The organism is Vibrio sp. 10N.261.51.F12, assembly GCF_041471725.1.
GTDB lineage: Bacteria > Pseudomonadota > Gammaproteobacteria > Enterobacterales > Vibrionaceae > Vibrio.
Window position 1 is genome coordinate 146,761 of the sequence record NZ_JBFROV010000005.1, and the last position, 17,166, is coordinate 163,926.

General features: G+C 42.5%; 16 protein-coding genes. 4 read left to right on the plus strand and 12 right to left on the minus strand.

The window, feature by feature from the left end:
- Positions 1-7: 7 nt before the first annotated feature.
- Both pntA and AB4405_RS03265 read right to left on the minus strand, forming a co-directional pair.
- Positions 8-1,546, minus strand: a complete 1,539-nt coding sequence (gene pntA, locus AB4405_RS03260) for a Re/Si-specific NAD(P)(+) transhydrogenase subunit alpha (protein WP_102468571.1) — start codon at positions 1,544-1,546, stop codon at positions 8-10.
- A gap of 347 nt (positions 1,547-1,893) precedes the next feature.
- The gene (locus AB4405_RS03265; protein ID WP_102468570.1) at positions 1,894-2,169 is read right to left on the minus strand and encodes an HlyU family transcriptional regulator; all 276 of its coding nucleotides are present in this window, start codon (positions 2,167-2,169) and stop codon (positions 1,894-1,896) included.
- Positions 2,170-2,443: 274 nt separating this feature from the next.
- Between AB4405_RS03265 and AB4405_RS03270 the strand changes: the two genes are divergently transcribed.
- Positions 2,444-3,682 carry a GGDEF domain-containing protein gene (locus AB4405_RS03270; protein WP_102468569.1) on the plus strand — a complete coding sequence of 413 codons (1,239 nt, stop codon included), beginning with the start codon at positions 2,444-2,446 and terminating at the stop codon, positions 3,680-3,682.
- 42 nt (positions 3,683-3,724) lie between these two features.
- On the opposite strand, the gene AB4405_RS03275 is transcribed toward AB4405_RS03270, so the two are convergent.
- Positions 3,725-4,690, minus strand: a complete 966-nt coding sequence (locus AB4405_RS03275) for a Solitary outer membrane autotransporter beta-barrel domain (protein ID WP_372059611.1) — start codon at positions 4,688-4,690, stop codon at positions 3,725-3,727.
- A gap of 102 nt (positions 4,691-4,792) precedes the next feature.
- Positions 4,793-5,755 carry a GGDEF domain-containing protein gene (locus AB4405_RS03280; RefSeq protein ID WP_372059612.1) on the minus strand — a complete coding sequence of 321 codons (963 nt, stop codon included), beginning with the start codon at positions 5,753-5,755 and terminating at the stop codon, positions 4,793-4,795.
- 233 nt (positions 5,756-5,988) lie between these two features.
- Between AB4405_RS03280 and AB4405_RS03285 the strand changes: the two genes are divergently transcribed.
- A complete protein-coding gene (locus AB4405_RS03285; RefSeq protein WP_102468567.1) occupies positions 5,989-6,426 on the plus strand; it encodes a DUF3069 domain-containing protein in 438 nt (145 codons plus the stop codon).
- Positions 6,427-6,571: 145 nt separating this feature from the next.
- On the opposite strand, the gene modC is transcribed toward AB4405_RS03285, so the two are convergent.
- From modC to AB4405_RS03305, 4 genes are read right to left on the minus strand one after another with little or no spacing between them, the layout of a single operon-like run.
- Positions 6,572-7,684: a molybdenum ABC transporter ATP-binding protein ModC gene (gene modC, locus AB4405_RS03290; protein ID WP_372059614.1), complete on the minus strand. Its 1,113-nt coding sequence runs from the start codon at positions 7,682-7,684 to the stop codon at positions 6,572-6,574.
- On the minus strand, positions 7,681-8,373 hold the full coding sequence (gene modB / locus AB4405_RS03295; RefSeq protein WP_102468641.1) for a molybdate ABC transporter permease subunit: 693 nt from the start codon (positions 8,371-8,373) through the stop codon (positions 7,681-7,683). The genes modC and modB overlap by 4 nt, the downstream gene beginning before the upstream one ends.
- Before the next feature lie 20 nt (positions 8,374-8,393).
- The gene (modA, locus tag AB4405_RS03300) at positions 8,394-9,155 is read right to left on the minus strand and encodes a molybdate ABC transporter substrate-binding protein (RefSeq protein WP_372059615.1); all 762 of its coding nucleotides are present in this window, start codon (positions 9,153-9,155) and stop codon (positions 8,394-8,396) included.
- Positions 9,152-10,624 carry a cobyric acid synthase gene (locus AB4405_RS03305; RefSeq protein WP_372059617.1) on the minus strand — a complete coding sequence of 491 codons (1,473 nt, stop codon included), beginning with the start codon at positions 10,622-10,624 and terminating at the stop codon, positions 9,152-9,154. The genes modA and AB4405_RS03305 overlap by 4 nt, the downstream gene beginning before the upstream one ends.
- Positions 10,625-10,818: 194 nt before the next feature.
- On the opposite strand from AB4405_RS03305, the gene AB4405_RS03310 reads away from it, so the two are divergent.
- The gene (locus AB4405_RS03310; RefSeq protein WP_102468563.1) at positions 10,819-11,190 is read left to right on the plus strand and encodes a YgiW/YdeI family stress tolerance OB fold protein; all 372 of its coding nucleotides are present in this window, start codon (positions 10,819-10,821) and stop codon (positions 11,188-11,190) included.
- Positions 11,191-11,302: 112 nt separating this feature from the next.
- Positions 11,303-11,839 carry a hypothetical protein gene (locus AB4405_RS03315; protein WP_372059618.1) on the plus strand — a complete coding sequence of 179 codons (537 nt, stop codon included), beginning with the start codon at positions 11,303-11,305 and terminating at the stop codon, positions 11,837-11,839.
- A 115-nt stretch (positions 11,840-11,954) separates the two neighbouring features.
- On the opposite strand, the gene AB4405_RS03320 is transcribed toward AB4405_RS03315, so the two are convergent.
- From AB4405_RS03320 to nrdD, 4 genes are all read right to left on the minus strand, one after another.
- Positions 11,955-12,689 carry a RimK/LysX family protein gene (locus AB4405_RS03320; RefSeq protein WP_372059619.1) on the minus strand — a complete coding sequence of 245 codons (735 nt, stop codon included), beginning with the start codon at positions 12,687-12,689 and terminating at the stop codon, positions 11,955-11,957.
- Positions 12,690-12,792: 103 nt separating this feature from the next.
- A complete protein-coding gene (locus AB4405_RS03325; protein WP_372059621.1) occupies positions 12,793-13,977 on the minus strand; it encodes an amino acid aminotransferase in 1,185 nt (394 codons plus the stop codon).
- Positions 13,978-14,220: 243 nt separating this feature from the next.
- The gene (gene nrdG, locus AB4405_RS03330) at positions 14,221-14,694 is read right to left on the minus strand and encodes an anaerobic ribonucleoside-triphosphate reductase-activating protein (RefSeq protein ID WP_372059622.1); all 474 of its coding nucleotides are present in this window, start codon (positions 14,692-14,694) and stop codon (positions 14,221-14,223) included.
- A 219-nt stretch (positions 14,695-14,913) separates the two neighbouring features.
- Complete coding sequence (nrdD, locus tag AB4405_RS03335; protein ID WP_372059623.1) at positions 14,914-17,034, minus strand: anaerobic ribonucleoside-triphosphate reductase; 2,121 nt, start codon at positions 17,032-17,034, stop codon at positions 14,914-14,916.
- Positions 17,035-17,166 lie beyond the last annotated feature (132 nt).

Genomic DNA, 17,166 nt, shown 5'->3' on the forward strand with positions numbered 1-17,166 from the left:
TCGCCTCCTATTTGTCTTTACGGAACATTTCAAGCATACGTTTGGTGACGGTAAAACCACCAAATATGTTGATGCTTGCAATCAATACTGCAATAAATGACAGTACGGTCACTGCACTATTACCCTGACCAATCTGAAGTAGAGCGCCAACAACGATAATGCCTGAGATCGCATTAGTGACGGACATCAGTGGCGTATGCAGTGCGTGTGACACATTCCAAACCACGTAGTAACCAACCACACATGCCAATACAAACACCGTAAAATGTGACAAAAATGCAGCAGGTGCGACGGAAGCAATCCAGGCAAATGCGCCTAAACCAGCCGCTAAACCTACCAACTTTTTAACCGGTGATGTCGGCTCTTCAATTTTCTCCGCGGGTTTTACCGGCGCCGCTTTTGCTGCTGCTGGTTGCGCTGAAACTTGAATCGGAGGCGCAGGCCAAGTAACTTCACCTTCCTTAACCACAGTGACGCCACGAAGCACTACGTCATCGAAGTCAATATTGATATTGCCATCTTTCTCTTTGCTCAATAGCTTGATTAAGTTGACAATGTTGGTTGCATAAAGCTGCGATGATTGAGTCGGAAGACGCCCCACCATGTCTGTGTAACCAATCACTTTCACACCATTAGGTGTCGTGATAACTTGGTCAGCAACACTGTATTCACAGTTACCGCCATTCGCAGCGGCAAGGTCAACTATCACGCTACCGGCTTTCATTGAGTCGACCATTTCTTTGGTGATCAATGTCGGCGCTGGGCGCCCCGGGATTAATGCGGTAGTAATGATGATATCAACGTCTTTTGCTTGTTCAGCATAAAGCTCAGCGGCTTTAATGTTGAACTCGTCAGACATTTCTTTAGCGTAACCATCACCCGAGCCAGAGTTTTCTTTGAAATCGACTTCAAGAAACTCAGCCCCCATCGACTCAACTTGCTCTTTGACTTCAGGGCGAACATCAAAAGAACGCACAATAGCCCCAAGGCTTCCGGCAGCACCGATTGCAGCAAGACCAGCAACGCCAGCACCTGCGACTAAAACCTTAGCGGGCGGTACCTTGCCTGCTGCCGTAATCTGTCCGGTAAAGAAACGACCAAATTCGTGCGCAGCTTCAACCACTGAGCGATAGCCCGCAATGTTAGCCATTGAACTTAGTGCGTCGAGTGCTTGCGCACGCGAGATACGAGGAACGGCATCCATCGCCATCACGTTAATGTTCTTGCTCGATAGCTTTTCCATTAACTCTGGGTTTTGAGCTGGCCATACAAAACTGATTAAGCTCGCACCATCATTTAAAAGAGTAATCTCTTCATCGGTTGGGGCATTGACCTTAAAAATAAGCTCTGAATTCCAAACTTCTTCTGTCGTTACGATCTTAGCGCCTGCGTCGATATACGCAGTGTCATCGAAACTTGCGAGGGAACCTGCTTGAGTTTCAACTGAGACTTCAAATCCCAATTTTAGTAGCTGCTCAACCGACTTCGGCGTTGCGGCGACTCGCGTTTCACCCGCGAGAATTTCTTTTGGCACACCAATTTGCATAGCTATTCCTTAACTATTGGCAGAATGATTCTTCTTTTTTAACTAACCAACTTTATAACATCAAGCCTTTTGTAAGAAAAAGACAATTATTCATTACATATAACGGAATGTAATCGAAATAAAACAAACTTTTTCAGTAAAAAAACCACATTTATGAAGTGTGTCTAGAGGTCATACCTGTTTCATTTTAAGTATTTACAGCAAGAATTCAGGTAGACAAGTCATGTTATGACAATTTTCATTAAAATCGGATGACCAGCATCAATTTATGCGGGAAACTATCACTGGTCTTTCCTGAACAAAAATACAACGATTTTGTACGTTTCTAGAGTATTTTATAAGATGAATTAAAAAATATTGTCACCCATCTGATCAATGAACATTTGAGCTTTCTTTAACATCAGTTCATTGGCGTCAGATTCATTACCCAAAACATCCGAGCGGATAAAGCGGTGTTCCTTAGTTTCCTCACCTATTAGTTTGGTGATTTTTCCGGCAATGCGATATTGCCCTCCCTCAGAGATTGCTTCTTGATATATTAAGAATCCTTTATACTCTACGGGCTCAACCTCTTTAACCGCCACGTCTTTTTTACCGCCAAACAACTTTGAAAAAAATCCCATTCCTACGTTCCTTTGAGTTCACAAGCTATGACTCTATGTTGTCGATTATGAGCATGCGGGTCAACCTATTCCCTATAGAAATCGGATCGCTTCCGTCTCATCGCTTTGTTATCGTCAAAAACCCTATTGCCACTCTCTTTTATCTGCTCGACAATTCGACGCCAAACATCATACTTTGGGATTTATCAGTAACAAAACACTTGGCAAATCATCAAATTACCGTATGCTAGAAGTCATATTCCTGTAAATTAATATGTTTCGAGCCGTAGCATTAATGTCGACATCCGTTGCTAGTTCCAACTTGTTCCGACTGTTCATTCCTGTCGTATTAATTATTTGCGTTCTATTTGGAATGAACCATATTATCGAGGCTGCTCAAGCTAATTTTGGTTTTTCCACCAATCTCCCTTATATCCTGTTTGCGACTGCATTTGCTTTGAGCCACAGCTTCAAACAATCGCGTATCGCCATGGTGTCAATGGCCATGCTCGTCGCTTACGCTATTATTCAAATACGATTACAAACCCCTATCTCGACAGGTACAACATTACTAGAGTTGTCGTTGGTCGCGTTTTTATTGCCCGTATCATGCTGCTTAACATTTTTATTTCCTGATACCGGTATCTTTAACAAGGGCATGTACCTTTTTACCGCGATTGTGCTTAGTTTTTTAATGTGGACCTGGTTAATATTAACGCATTTTTATACAGGCGGATTTAACGGATTTGCAGAGAACTTGTTATTTGCCTTTCCGCAGATCTCACGATTACCTATCGTGTTAATTTTATATTGCATCGCTATTACCGGTACGACCGGTATTTCTGTTCTCAATTACAATCGTCCAATTGATGCCGTTGTCTACACCTGCATTTTATTGACTAGTACGACATTTATATTTTTCCACTTACCATTTGTTTCAAGCACTCTATTTTCACTTGCCGGTATTTTAGTCATTATCTATGTGATTTCCGCCAGTCATCAAATGGCATTCAATGATCGGTTGACGAATATCCCTGGCCGCCGCGCCTTAGAGATGGATATGAAACATTTAGGGCGAAAATTTACTATCGCGATGCTCGACGTTGACCACTTTAAGAAATTTAATGATACATATGGCCACGACACTGGAGATGATGTGCTCAAGCTTGTTGCCTCTAAAATGACCGCAACTGGCGGGAACGCGAAAGTGTATCGATACGGTGGTGAAGAGTTCACTATTTTGTTTAAAGGCAAAACTGTAAAGGAAAGTAAGCCCTTTTTGGAAGAGCTCCGTCACGATATTGAACATTATCAAATGGTGATAAGGGATACTAAGCAGCGACCAAAAAATCATAAAACCGGCGCCCAACAAAGAGGTAAAGGGAGCGATACATCAAAAGTGAGTATCACTGTTAGTATCGGTGCATCTGATAGTAAAAACACAAAAAAACCTGATGAGGCTTTGAAAAAGGCAGATAACGCACTCTATAAAGCCAAAGAACTAGGAAGAAACCGAGTTCACGTAATGTCTTAGCTCTTGGTGTTATTGGTTTTTAACACGGCTTCTAAAATTCATTTAATCCTGATTGAAGAACAGCACCAAGCTACCACCTTTTAGCGCACTACCATAGTTTAAGCTCAAGCCTATACCTATATTATCCACAAATTGAATATGAAATGGCGGTGTCATCAACCACCCGACGGTACCTTCGTAATAATGATCTGCTCCAATTGGACCGACAGTGTCACCACCTACATCGACGCGCCTAATACTCGAATAGAGCGTTTGAATCGAGCGTCCCCAGTCTGCTACATCGTAAAAAAACTTTGCTTCGTTGGACCAGTACCAGCCTTCCGGGGAGCCGACATCACCATCGTTTGCTTGTCCCCACCCAACACCTGAAAAGTAATTGAACGTTGAATTGTATTTAACATGCCCCCACTCCCGTGGCGCGGTATAGACAAAGCCAGCTTTGGGTTGCACTGTTGCTGCCCACGCACTGGTATTCACTAATTGACCATCAATAAGGGGTTTTAGTTGTTCTTGAGAGATCGTCGAGTTGAAGTTGTAATCACTGAAATAGTATTGTAAATGGACACCGATGCCCGTTTCAAAACTCCAGTGCTTTGCAAACGGTATTTCTTGTTCATAACCACTGAAAACACCAAGAATCGTTTCTTTATGTACATCAGGTGCTTCGTTGGGGATATCGACAACATCACCCTCAGCACGAAGAGCAGAAAACCGGAGTACCGCTCGTTGTTCAATGAGATTATTATTACCAATATCAAAAGTGAAAGGTAAAGACGAAACCCCAATACTTTTTCTAAGATCGAGGGCGTCCTGAGATCCAATATTATCGTTATCTAAATTAAGCCAATCATTAGGATCGAAGTCTTTAAAGCCCAACGTCAATGCGTCGCTGTCCGTCAGTATGATGGCAGCCGCAAAGCTGTCTTCAAAAATACTCGCATATCGAGGGTCAGCATGAACCGGAGAAGAGACTGCCAAAAGCGAAATCACTGGGAATAAATAGCGCACTCAAAACCTCATAGAGTGGTTGTATCACAATGCTTGGTACTTATATTATAGATACCGCTTTACAATGTCGATTAAGGTTAATGTTCAAGTTATCTCAAGAGTTTATGGGATAGAAACGTGTAAGTCTCGCTCCGCAGGTAAAACATATTGATTTCGACCTTTGCGCTTTGCCTGATAAAGCAATTTATCGGCGCTTTCGTACAATTCATTTATAGGCTCGCCTCCTGATGGTATCACACTGATCACACCAAGTGACAGGGTCACTCTATCCGCTGTTATAGAATGTTCATGCTTAAGGTTGAGGTCAAATACGCCGGTGTTAACACGCGCGGCATGTTTTTCCGCCTCAGCAATGTCACATTTACTAATAAATATGACAAACTCTTCACCGCCATATCGCCCGACATATTCTCCGCTTCGTATGAACATAACGTCCAAAAATTGTGCTAAATCGATAAGGCATTGATCACCTTGAGTATGACCATAATTATCGTTGTATGCTTTGAAGTGATCGACATCTAACAAAATTAATGCAAATGGCATTTGGTGCCGTCCATGCCATTGAATGAGATCCGAAAGCGTATCATCCATATAGCGACGATTAAATAATTTCGTCAACCCATCTTCATTCGCTTGATGTTGAAGTGCCTTGTTGGCTTCTTTTAATTGGGCACTAGCTTGCTTTAGCTCTCGACGCATATGAGCGATTCTTTGCATCGCAATCAATTTGGACTGAAGGACAATTTTGTTCACTGGTTTGACCAAGTAATCATCCCCCCCCGCTTGAATCGCTTTCGCAATCATTTCCGGTTCATCATGACTACTCAAAAAGATGATGGGAATCCAATCCTCAAGGTAACGCTCACGAATTTTAGTAGCAACCTCAAATCCATCCATGTCGGGCATAGAAATATCGAGAAGCACTAATTCAGGCTCAAAGTTCGGATAGCGCTCGAGAGCTTCTTGGCCACTCGCTGCCGTTTCGACTTCGTGCCCCAACTGTTTAAGACGAATCTGAAGTTGCATCCTTTCTAGCTGCGCGTCATCAACGAGTAATATTCTCATTGAAGAATCCATCGGAATCATAGTCTTCCCTGCAAAAAATAAACTTTATAGTTATCTTAGACGTATAACATATAATAGAACAATATTCATCTAAGCCCATAAATTGAAATCAAATAGACAACTTCTGAACAAAGTCTGCATTAAATTTAGGATTTTTATTAAAAGTCAGTTTATCATTGACTTTTATCCTACCTTTTTTAGGATAGGCGAACATTATTCAGAGAGATAGCCGTATGTCTGACACAGAAAACACCGAAGTAACAACCGTTGATCTAACCACCATCTCACCTGAATTGCGTAAAGTCATTGAATTTGATGACGTACCAGAAGCACTGCACAACATGATTGTCTCTATTCATGAAGTCACAGAAGAAGCAGTGCGCGAGGCGTGGGACTCACTACCAGGAAGCGCTCAAAATATTCTTGATAACTTCGAGCAATTTCACGCCCTTATCTCTGTAAGCCAAGGTTTTGCAGGCGTGAATACGATGGAAGAGTTTGCATCGATGGATCTTCCAAAAGATATGAGCGATGAAGAAAAAGAAGATTACCGAGCAAATCTAATCGATAAGGTTCTTCATAACTGTATTAAAGATATGGTTAAACAAATTAAGAAGGCACGTCGTGACCCAATCTTAAAACGTGAGTTCAAAGAAGTTTTTGAAAAATAACGTTTAAAATAATGAAGGCGCTGACATAGCGCCTTTTTTACACCCGCTCGCCTGATTTTTTATCCAATGTGTCCCAGCTAATCACTTAGGCACAGATCCCTATCAGTTTGTGTTAATCACTAGACCTAGATACAACAACATTAACTTAGTAGTGTGGCTCTAGAGCGACATCTCGCTGAGCGACGCTCACCCCTTTGATTTGTGCATACACACGTTGCCCGACACTTAAGCCTAATTCTTCTTTCGCCCACTGCGTCACAACAGCGATCAATTCTGCACCGTTGCCTAAGCTCAGCAAAACCTCGACACTTTGCGTTGAGGAGCCGTGAGAACCTTGGTTTATTGACTGAATTTGGCAAGCCAGAATATTTCTTATGGATGTTTTTGATGGGCGATCCAATGCAATAGAGACATCATTCGCTCTTACTCTTAAACGTACCGGTTCTCCGATTGCGCCTTTAGTATGCTGAACCCATAAGTAACATTGTTCATTAAGTGCAATTTTTGTTAGAGCGTAATGTCTGTTCTGCTCCAATATTTGACCTTTGAACAATACACTTTTGTCCGAAAAAGACTGCCAAGCCTGCATCGCTGACGAACGCCATACCTTCTCTATGGTGTCTGACTCAACAATGGTCCCTGAATCAATAATGATGAGATGCTGAGCGAGTCGTAAGATTTCATTTAAGCTATGTGTCACATAAATGATAGGAATATCGATTTTCGTCGACAAACGTTCGAGATAAGGCATTAACTCACGTTTACGTGGTAAATCTAGCGACGCAAGAGGTTCATCCATCAATAACAAATCGGGTTTACTCAGCAGTGCTCTTCCGATGGCCACTCGCTGCTTTTCTCCACCGGATAATTCCGAAGGATACCGCTGTAATAACGCTTCGATAGACAATAATGACACAACCTCATCAAAATGGTTCCGGTCAAATAAAGTGACGCCGTAACATAGGTTACGTTGCACTCTCATGTGAGGAAACAAGCGTGCGTCTTGGAATACATACCCTATTTTTCGCTGTTCGACAGGGATATCAATACCACTTTCAGAGCAATACAGAACTCGATTCTTGACGAGAATACGGCCAGTATCAGGCTTAGTTAAACCACACAGTAAATTAATTAGCGTTGTTTTACCCGCACCTGAGCGACCAAAAACGGCCGAGATCCCCTTAGGCGGCAATGTGGTTCTAAAGTCAAAAGTTTGTTCAGGTAGTCGCTTTTGAACGGATATATTAATCGCACTCACCTTAACACCCCCAAGCGCTTACTTGTCCACCGATTCAGTCCGTCAGAGAACCAAAGTGAGGCTAAAGAGATCACGACAGAAATGATACAAAGCCTCATTGCTGCCATTTCGGCTCCTGGTGTTTCTAAAAAGTTGTACATGGCGAGAGGAAGCGTTTGAGTTTCGCCTGGGATGTTTGATACAAAACTTATTGTTGCACCAAATTCACCAAGGCTACGCGCAAATGCCAGCATGGTTCCGCTTATCACCCCAGGGATGATTAACGGCAAAGTAATGGTATAGAAAACACGAAATGATGACGCACCAAGAGTACGAGCAGCTTGTTCAAGCTTGTAATCAATGTTATCTAACGACAACCGTATTGAGCGGACCATTAAGGGCAGTGCGACCACAATACAAGCCAATACCGCTCCTTTCCAACTAAAACTGAAACTGATGCCCGTCCATTGATAGAGAAATTGACCAATAAAACCCTGACGGCCCATTGATACCAATAACAAATATCCGACAACAACGGGTGGGAGTACTAAGGGTAAATGTATCAAACTATCAAGAAAGCTTTTACCAAAAAACGTTTTCTTACTTAACAGCCAAGCAAAAGCAATACCTAATGGTATCAACCAAATAATAGCCACCCCGGCTACTTTTAGACTCAACCATAATGCTTGTATTTCGTAATCGGTCAACATCATTTATTCGCTACTATCATTTATTCACGATCATCATTTGCACTATCAAAGCCATAAGACTGCAAGATAGTTTGACCACTACCAGACAAGATAAATTCTACAAAGGATTCAGCCTGCTTCGTTTTGGTAACGTTAACCAAAGGATAGACAATAGGATCATGGGTGTCGTCTCCAAATCGAGCGACGACGTTCACGTCTGAGCTCAACAGTGCATCGGTTTTATACACAATACCAAGCGGTGTTTCCCCCCTTTCGACCATTGCCAGTACTTGTCTCACATTACTTAAAGGGGCCGTTTTAGTTTTTAGTTTTTGCCAAACTCCCTGTGAAGTCAATGCTTGTTGTGCGTAAGCACCGACAGGAACAGATTCCGGAATGCCAATAGCAAGTCGACCAGAGCCCAGTGATTTTTGCCATGATTCAAAACTAGAGACCATAAGTGGCGATGACTTTTGTTGATCAGTGTTTGCCACAACAACCAATTGGTTTTTCGCAATCACGTGAGTGTCATCAGATGACGCGACGCCTTGTTCGAGTAGGTAATCGACCCATTTAGCATTAGCGGAAATATAAATATCAGCAGGCGCCCCACGGTATATTTGCCGAGCAATCGACGCTGAACCACCAAAAACCTTAATCACATCTACATCATGTACTTTTTCATATTCCACAGCCAGAGCATCGATTGCGTTCGTCATTGAAGACGCGGCATAAATAGTGAGTTTTTCCGCGCGCACACTCTGTGACAGCGTCACTAAAAAAAGAATCGCTAATCGTTTCATTGACGTTCCAGCCTCATGTCAGGCCAAAGCTTGTTAAGGTCCATATGGGACTCCAACGCATCGGCTATTCGGTCGATCGCTTTCTCTTTTTCATCAACGATCGAAAAATGACTGAGTTGTTCTCCATTAACCCAACTTGTAAGTAACTCGACAAAATCCGGTGAGTCAAAGACTCCATGCCAATAAGTGCCTAATATCGAAGAATCTTGATTTAACGCCCCCTCACCGACATGATCAGCGCGCGTAATCGGCTGATGTTCGTTGACATGCGTCACGCCAGCATGAATTTCATACCCTTGAACTGGCTGTAATTTCCCTGCTAGTTCAATTGTGCCAATTACATTTTTCAATTGTTTCGTTTCCGCAAGCACTGTTTCAACGTTAAGAAGACCGAGTCCAACAGTTTTTCCAGCAGCGCCTTCAATACCTAATGGGTCATCGATACTCTGCCCAAGCATTTGATACCCACCACAGATCCCCATGACCTTGCCGCCATAGCGCAGGTGGCGATATATTTCGTTATCCCAACCTTGTTCTCGAAGATACGCTAAGTCATCACGCACCGACTTGGAACCCGGCAAAATAATTAGGTCAGCACTGCCTAATGACTCTCCTTTCCCTACATATCTAAAGTCGACATCGGGGTGAAGTCGTAACGCATCGAAATCGGTATGGTTACTAATTCGAGTCAATACTGGTACGGCAATCGTGATCTTGGTTTGTTCGTTTTTAATCTGTTCACCTGCGATCGCATCTTCGGCTTCGATATTGAGCCCATGTAAATATGGAATCACGCCAAGCACTGGCTTCCCTGTTTTTTCTTCTAACCAATCTAAACCGGACTCTAATAGTGAGATATCGCCGCGAAATCGATTAATAACAAAGCCTATCACGCGATTTTGCTCGGATTTAGACAACAATGCTAAGGTTCCATAAAGGTGAGCAAATACACCTCCTCGATCAATATCCGCCACAATAATCACGGGGATATCGGCTTTCTCAGCAAACCCCATGTTGGCAATATCGTTCTCTCTGAGGTTGATTTCAGCAGGGCTACCAGCCCCTTCTATAATAACCGTATCAAATTGCTCGCTGAGCCGGTCAAATGATTCCATAACATACGGCATAGCGATTTTTTTATACCCATGGAAGTCGACCGCATCCATATTTGCAAACGCTTTACCTTGAATAATAATCTGAGCACCAATGTCCGAGTTAGGTTTAATCAGAACAGGGTTCATATCAACCGTTGGTTGCACTCGAGCCGCTTGAGCTTGCACGACTTGCGCACGGCCAATTTCTCCGCCGTCGTCCGTTACCCCGCTATTAAGCGCCATATTTTGAGATTTAAATGGTGCCACCTTAACTGCACATCTTGCCAGCACCCGGCATAAACCTGCCACCAAAACACTTTTACCGGCATCTGAAGTTGTTCCTTGCACCATCAATGCTTGTGAAGTCCGACGCATACGCTACTAAATCTCTTTAAAAACCTTTGGTTAGTTTACCTTTTTTCAAAGAATATCCCAAACGCTCTCCCATTAGTTTTTAATTGCATTATGAGTGAATGGAAAATGAATAAGCCCCTCACGCGTGGTTAAGTTTAAGTGCGTTTAAATAGACTCTGAACTGAAGCACTTCCCTAATACAAAGGATATTTACGATGAAAAAAACAACGATTAGTCTTATTGCTGCTCTATCTTTAACGCCTGCGTTAGCACTAGCGAAAGGCGGCGACCACCACGCTCAAACCTCCGTTGTTTATAATGGTCCCGTCGATACAGTCTCGGTTTCTGAGCTTCTCAATGATACGAGCATGTTTAGTGAAAAGGATGTGATTATTGATGGTTATTTAGTCCGCCAAATTAAAGGTGACAAATTTATTTTCAGTGATGGAAAAGCAGAAATTCAAATCGAGTTAGATGATGTTGTTCTATCTTCTCCTATCGACAATAAAACCAAAGTTCGCATATACGGTGAATATGAAAGCGGCTCAACACCAGAAATAGAGGTCGACCATATTCAAATAATGTAAATAAATTGGTGACATAAGATAAATTGGTCTGTATTTTGCAGACCTTTTTTATATATACTTGACGAATTGTTCACATTGACCTTATGTCGCCCAATTTTATTACGGAGTTCTCATGCTAGGTAAAGCAAGTCGTACTGCCCTTTTAGCGCTCGCAGTCGCCGCCCCTACGTTAGTTCAAGCTAACAACTTTAATTACAATGCTTTTCAAGTTCGCCTAGGCGCTAACCCAGGTACGATTGGCGCTGGATTTAGTACATTCTTTACTGAAAACACGCACTTTATTTTAAAAGGTGACACTCGTTTTGAGGGCGATTGGGACGTAGCTGGAGGGATTGGGTTTAATGGACCAGCCGGTCAGTTTGCAGATATCTATGGTCAGCTTCTTGTTCATAATGTAAAGACTCGTGACGACGAAAAATTTGATAGCGAGTTTATGTCTGAGTTCAACATAGGCTCAAGAGTATGGTTGCTTGAAAATGTTGAAGGTGTGGGTCAAATTGGTATGTTAAATAGAAGAGATGATACCGTCTTCATTTGGAGCGCCGGTGCACGCTTTCATTCAACTGACCAACTTTCTCTTGGTGCTGATTTAAAAGACGGCGGTATTTATGGCACGCAAGTAGAAATGGCGGTTCGATTTGAGTTTTAGACCATTAGGTCAATTAATCATGACACATTGACTGCCCTGCTTAAGCTATATGTCAAACTCAAGTAACAAAAAAGGCTTTCATTTCGAAAGCCTTTTTTAATCAAAGCAACAACGTTTATTTGGTGCTTGGTTTTGGTTGAACGTATTTTCTACCGACATCTACTAATGCAACATCTCGGAAAAAACTTCTCCCTAACAACACTGGGTATTTCAAATGCGTACGATTCGCCAGCGTAAACTCAGTTTTACTGGTCATGTCGCCTATAGTAATCACCGATGTTACCACTGGGCGTTTATCGCTTTCATCTGAACTCGACTGTTTCACTTTCACCCAACGCTCAACAGGCATACTCATTTCTTTAGATTCAATGCCTTTATGCTTAACTTTAAATTTGACCCAATCTTTACCATCACGCTCAAAAGGAACGATATCGACTGCGCTTAACGATGAAGTTGTCGCGCCTGTATCAATACGGGCTTTGGTCGTTATTTTCATATCAACCAAACGAACATACTCTTGCTCGCCTAAGATCAGTTTACCTTCCTCTGTTTTAACAGGCGCAGGTTTCGCAACAGGTTTTACCGGTTTTTCAGCGGGCTTTGCTTCAACAGGTTTGGTTTCTACAGGTTTGGTTTCTGCAGGTTTCGTTACCTCACCTTCTTGTTTAGCTTTGTCTGCATCAGCTTCCGATTTAGTGGCGTCAGAGTCAACCGAGGTCTCGTCCACTTTCGAATCTGTTGTAGGTTTCTCAACTTGCGGAGGGTTAACAGGTTCAATTGGAGTCGTAGTAGAACAAGCAACTAAGCCGCCACTCAACATCAGTGGTAAAATTACTTTCCACGGTTTCATTTATTCACCTTTATAGCTCTATTCAACATGGCACTACTGTGCACTTAATTATTATTTATAATTGGATAACATTCTGACAGAACACAATACTTTTCTTATTATGTTACTGATTCACTGATATCAACGCATCGGCAACATAAGGTAGCTGCACTTCAGATAAACCTGCGATATTGATTCGGCCATCGTCAACACCATAAATACCAAAATCAACACGAAGACGCTGCATCTGCTCTGCACTAAATCCTAGCACAGTAAACATACCTTTGTGATCCATGATAAAGTCAAATTCGTCACATGAATGGTTATTTTTAAGTTCTTTGCATAACCCATCACGCAGCGAAACCAATCTTTGCTGCATTTCCACCAATTCTGACTTCCATTGTCCCGTTAGATGTTCATCCGCTAGTATGGTTTTTACTAACGCCGCACCGTGATCAGGCGGCATCGTATACGTTGAGCGAGCTAATGTTAGTAGTTTACCTCTTGCATTCGCGGCCTCTTTGGCATTTTTACCGATCACAACCGCCGCACCGGTGCGTTCACGATACAAACCAAAGTTTTTGGAACAGGAGGTTGTTAACAACATCTCTTCAACGTTTTCTGCCATGTGTCGAAGTCCGAATGCATCTTGCTCTAACCCATCGCCAAACCCTTGATAGGCAACATCAACAAATGGAACAAATCCATTCCGAACGCTGAGTTCAGTAATTTGTTTCCAATCGTCTAGCGATATATCAGCACCGGTTGGGTTATGGCAACAACCATGCAATAACACGACATCGCCCACACCCGCGGTGCTGATATCGGTCAGCATGGCGTCAGTGTCTACTTGTTTTGTAACGGCGTTGAAATAACGGTAATACTTAACATTCAAGCCTGCCGCTTCCATCACTGGTTTATGGTTAACATAGCTAGGATTCGATAACCAAACTGTTGTACCCGGCGCTGCGACGTTAAGTAAGTCACCTAACATTCTTAAGCCGCCACTGGCACCTGGTGTTTGAATAATTGACATACGGTCGTAAATGGGTGTTTCACCGAATACAACCTTACCAAGGCTTTGATTAAACTCTTCGCAGCCAGCCAGTCCAACATAAGCTTTAGTTTGTTGCTCACTAGTCACGATTCGTTGCGCTTCTGCAACGGCTTTCATTATTGGTGTTTGGCCATCACTATTGCGATAAACACCAATGCCAAGATCAACTTTGTCTTGGCGAGGATCATTTCGGTACGCAACCGAAAGAGACAGAATAGGATCGAGCGTAGGCTCGGATAAATGAGAAAACATGAAAGTCACAACCCTTTGAAATTCAAGCGATGGCGTCAACGTTATCACTAGAAACAAATTTTTGAAATACTTTTGTGTTTTCTATAGATTCAGAAGGAAAGTTTGCGTAATAAAGACCCCATAGCATTGCTTGTGCTATGGGGTCTTTAGTTTGCTTGTTATGAAAACAGGTGACAATACGGCCGGAGATCGAGGTGGCAGGGATTTTGTTTATTGACGAAGCATATGGTATTTCTATGGCTATTACATAATATCGGTAAAGCGATGGATAATTTGATTCGCACTGCCTCGCCATTCCAACTCAGGGTCAAACAAGTTCTGTTCAAACTTCCCATCCACGAGTACATCAATAAGGTCTACGATTCGTTGTTGTTCAAGTGACAGTGCCGATAGCGTATAGCCCGACCATAACCAGATGTCCTTACCTGGACACTCTTCTTTCACTCGCATGACCAACTTCAGCACTGACTCAACGTTCGCTGGGTGCAACGGGTCTCCCCCGGATAACGAAAGACCACGTTTTTTAATACGAGTACAATTAAGATCAGCGATGATCTGATCTTCTAACTGTTGTGTGAATTCATGGCCTGAACGCAACGACCATGTTGTCTGATTATAACAGCCACGACATTGATGCTCACATCCAGAGACAAAAAGTGTACTCCTTGTTCCCGGGCCATTAACCACATCGATGGGATGATACTGGTGATAATTCATAGTACTTGTGTCTCTGATTCACCATATCATGGTGTATCGGCATAGGATAAAAGGGTAAACGACAGACCACCTACATCATAAATCATAAATCATAAATCATGGATAGGTAGCCGATTGAATGCACAACGTAAGCACATAATCAAAAAACATAGTGCCACATTAGCGTGGCACTTTGTTTCTCGTTCGCATGCTTTTCATAAGCATGCTTAGCACGGCTTATTATAAATGCTTAACTCGGCGCTTAACTTCTTCTTGTTTACCAAAGTTAAACGGACGAGCGTCAGGACTGCCTAAATACCCACAAACACGACGCGTTACGGATACTTTAGATGAATCATGGTTGCCACACTTAGGACAAGTAAACCCTTTACTTGCGCAATCAAATTCACCGGTATAGCCACACTCGTAGCACTCATCAATTGGCGTGTTTGTTCCGTAGTAAGGGACTCGACTGTAGCTATAATCCCAAACATTCTCTAACGCTTCTACATTCCGCTGCATGTTCGGAAATTCGCCATAACAAATAAAACCACCAGACGAAATTTCTGGGTAAGGCATCTCAAAGTCTATTTTGTCGTAGGGATTAACTGTCTTTTGCACATCTAAGTGGAAACTATTCGTGTAATAACCCTTGTCTGTAACCCCTTCAATCACACCAAATTCTTTCGCATCAATTTGGCAGAAGCGGCTGCACAAATTTTCACTTGGTGTTCCGTATAGGCTGAATGCGTAACCCGTTTCTTCAGTCCAAGCATTCACGGTTTCTTTCATGTGCTTAATGATATCCAACGCTTTATCACGGATGTCATTATCATCGTACATATGTACGTCCGCACCAAACAGCGCGGTCATGGTTTCATGCACACCGATATAGCCCAATGAAATAGAGGCACGACCATTTTTAAAGATGTGTGCAATAGAGTCATCAGCTTTAAGACGAACACCACATGCCCCTTCCATATACAAGATAGGCGCTACACGAGCTTTCACTTTTTCCAGGCGACTGATACGAGTTTCAAGCGCACGGCGAGCAAGTGTCATTCGATCGTTCAATATTTCATAGAACTTATCGAGATCACCATTCGCTTTTATTGCAATACGTGGCAAGTTCAAACTTACAACACCAAGGTTATTTCGTCCTTCATGTTGCAATTCACCATTCTCCTCGTAGGTATTCAAAAAACTACGACAGCCCATTGGTGTTTTAAAAGAGCCTGTAATCTCTACGACTTTGTCGTAGTTAAGAATATCTGGATACATACGCTTTGTTGCACATTCCAATGCCAATTGTTTGACATCGTAATGCGGATCTTGTGCTTGATGGTTCAATCCATCTTTGATCGCGAAGACTAATTTAGGGAACACCGCTGTTTTACGATTTTTACCCAAGCCAGCAATACGATTCTTTAAAATAGATTGTTGAATCAGCTTTGATTCCCAGCTAGTGCCAAGACCAAAACCAAACGTAACAAAAGGAGTTTGACCGTTTGCGGTGTGAAGGGTATTGACTTCGTATTCAAGTGATTGGAACGCGTCATAACACTCTTTTTCCGTTTGCTTAGTAGCAAACTCCTCAGGTGCATGAATATCCCACTCTTTAGCAATTTCTAAGTGCTTATCAAAACTCGTTTTTACATAAGGTGCTAATACTTCATCAATACGATTGATCGTTGTACCGCCGTAAATGTGGCTTGCCACTTGAGCGATGATTTGTGCAGTAACTGCTGTAGCCGTTGAAATAGATTTAGGTGTATCTATTTCAGCGTTGCCCATTTTAAATCCGTGAGTCAACATGCCTTTAAGATCAATAAGCATACAGTTGAACATTGGGAAAAACGGCGCGTAGTCAAGATCATGATAGTGAATATCACCTTCATCATGGGCTTGAACAATATCACGAGGCAGAATACGTGTTTTTGCGTAATGCTTCGCGACAATACCAGCAAGCAAATCACGCTGAGTAGGGATTACTTTGCCGTCTTTATTTGCATTCTCATTCAGTAGGTCAGCATTACTTTCTTCAATCAACCCTTCGATTTCTTTGGTCAACGCGCTTTTTTTCTCGCGAGCCAAATCACGGTCATGACGATATTCGATGTAAGAACGCGCAAGACCTTTGTAAGGTCCCTGCATAAGCTCATTCTCGACTAACGTTTGGATCTCTTGGATGTCTACATGTTCGCAATCCTGCAACTTCAGTTCGACCGCTAACGCAACGTTGGTTGCATACAGCTCAAGCGCTTTGTCTGCATGTTCTGCTGCTCTTACTACGGCAGCTTCTATACGATCCTTTGTAAACGGAGCACGAGAGCCGTCTCTTTTGATTACGATTGTTTTCACCCTTTCTCCTATCCCCCAAATATTCACAGACTTATCCACAAATACACTATATAGGGTTGTTACGTTTAATTCTGACACAATATATTGTGGTGTATTTAACGAGAACCACCAACTCAAAGTATTGATTTAGAT

Bases quoted from the DNA above. Each gene is read 5' to 3' on its own strand.
- AB4405_RS03315 (WP_372059618.1), top strand. From the start codon at position 11,303: ATGCTAGGTAAAGCAAGTCGTACTGCCCTTTTAGCGCTCGCAGTCGCC.
- pntA (WP_102468571.1), bottom strand. From the start codon at position 1,546: ATGCAAATTGGTGTGCCAAAAGAAATTCTCGCGGGTGAAACGCGAGTC.
- AB4405_RS03310 (WP_102468563.1), top strand. From the start codon at position 10,819: ATGAAAAAAACAACGATTAGTCTTATTGCTGCTCTATCTTTAACGCCT.
- modA (WP_372059615.1), bottom strand. From the start codon at position 9,155: ATGAAACGATTAGCGATTCTTTTTTTAGTGACGCTGTCACAGAGTGTG.
- AB4405_RS03320 (WP_372059619.1), bottom strand. From the start codon at position 12,689: ATGAAACCGTGGAAAGTAATTTTACCACTGATGTTGAGTGGCGGCTTA.
- modB (WP_102468641.1), bottom strand. From the start codon at position 8,373: ATGTTGACCGATTACGAAATACAAGCATTATGGTTGAGTCTAAAAGTA.
- AB4405_RS03265 (WP_102468570.1), bottom strand. From the start codon at position 2,169: ATGGGATTTTTTTCAAAGTTGTTTGGCGGTAAAAAAGACGTGGCGGTT.
- nrdG (WP_372059622.1), bottom strand. From the start codon at position 14,694: ATGAATTATCACCAGTATCATCCCATCGATGTGGTTAATGGCCCGGGA.
- AB4405_RS03285 (WP_102468567.1), top strand. From the start codon at position 5,989: ATGTCTGACACAGAAAACACCGAAGTAACAACCGTTGATCTAACCACC.
- AB4405_RS03280 (WP_372059612.1), bottom strand. From the start codon at position 5,755: ATGAGAATATTACTCGTTGATGACGCGCAGCTAGAAAGGATGCAACTT.
- AB4405_RS03270 (WP_102468569.1), top strand. From the start codon at position 2,444: ATGTCGACATCCGTTGCTAGTTCCAACTTGTTCCGACTGTTCATTCCT.
- AB4405_RS03325 (WP_372059621.1), bottom strand. From the start codon at position 13,977: ATGTTTTCTCATTTATCCGAGCCTACGCTCGATCCTATTCTGTCTCTT.
- AB4405_RS03305 (WP_372059617.1), bottom strand. From the start codon at position 10,624: ATGCGTCGGACTTCACAAGCATTGATGGTGCAAGGAACAACTTCAGAT.